The 1,063-nt window shown below is 76.0% G+C and carries 1 protein-coding gene; it reads right to left on the bottom strand.

Going from position 1 to position 1,063, the window contains the following annotated elements; genetic code table 11:
- Positions 1-1,063: HAMP domain-containing protein (locus C667_RS23230; RefSeq protein WP_004389920.1), on the bottom strand; the 1,063-nt coding region annotated here is incomplete at both ends.

Below are 1,063 nucleotides of genomic sequence, written 5' to 3'. Positions count from 1 at the left end.
CGCCAGCACCTGGTTCTCGAGCTCCTGCTGCTGGCCGCGCAGCGCCTCGGCGAGGCGGTCGCGCTCGATGGCGTTGGCGCGGAAGCGTTCGAGCGCGACCGCGAGCGAGGCCAGTTCGTCGTCGCCGGTGGTGTCGATGGCCACCTCGCGCCGGCCGGACGCGAGCGCGAGGGTGGCCTCTTCGAGCGCGCGCAGGCGCCCGAGCGTGTGGCGGCGCAGCGCATGGACGGTCACGCCCAGCGTCACCAGCAGCAGCGCCGCGGCGATCACGCCGAAGGCGATCAGCCCCGAGGTGGCGCTGCGCTCGGCGGCCGAGCCGGCGGCGGCGAGGATGCGGCCGCCGCGGTGGATCAGCTCGCCGGCGAGGGCGTCGAGCTCGGTGGTGAGCTCGCCGACCACGCCCTGCAAGGTCTCCACCTGCGCGCGCAGGGCGAGCTCGCGGGCGCGCAGCGCAAAGGCGCCCTCGTCTTCGAGCGCGGAGGCGAGCAGCTGGTGTACCTGCCGGCCCTGCTCCCGACCGCCGGGGTCGGGGATGTCCGCGAGCCGGCGCGCCAGCAGCGCGAGGTGCTCGGCGAACTCGGCGCGCGCCGCCTGCAGCCGCGCATTCGAGTCGAGCTCGTCGAGGCGGCCGACGAGGAAGCCGAGCGCATGCACGGTGAGCTCGAGCTCGTGCATGCGCTCGAGGCTGTCGATGTCGAGGTCGAGCACGCGCTCGCGCGTCGCCTCGCGCTCGGCGAGGCTGGGCGCACCCTGGCCGGGCGCTCCCAGGCCAGGATCGGGCTGCAGCAGGGTGGTGAGCGTGGCCACGAGCTGGGCCGTGGCGTTGTCGGCGTGGATGCGGGCGAGCTCGTCGAGCGCGTCGATCGCCTTGCGCAGGGCGTCGATGCGCTCGACGCGGGCCGCGCGCAGGCGCAGGCGCTCGGCGATCGCCGCGCTCATGCCTTCGAGGCCGGCGGCGAGGCGGTCGCCGGTCGATTGCAGGCGTTCGCGCAGCGCGGCCTCGACGTGGGGCGAGCGCAGCGCCGCGAGGCGGTCGCGCACCAGCGGCACGTCGACGCCGAGC

It is taken from the genome of Thauera phenylacetica B4P, assembly GCF_000310225.1.
Lineage (GTDB): Bacteria > Pseudomonadota > Gammaproteobacteria > Burkholderiales > Rhodocyclaceae > Thauera > Thauera phenylacetica.
The sequence above is the reverse complement of the archived record's forward strand: the minus strand, read 5'-3'. Positions and strand labels throughout refer to the sequence as shown.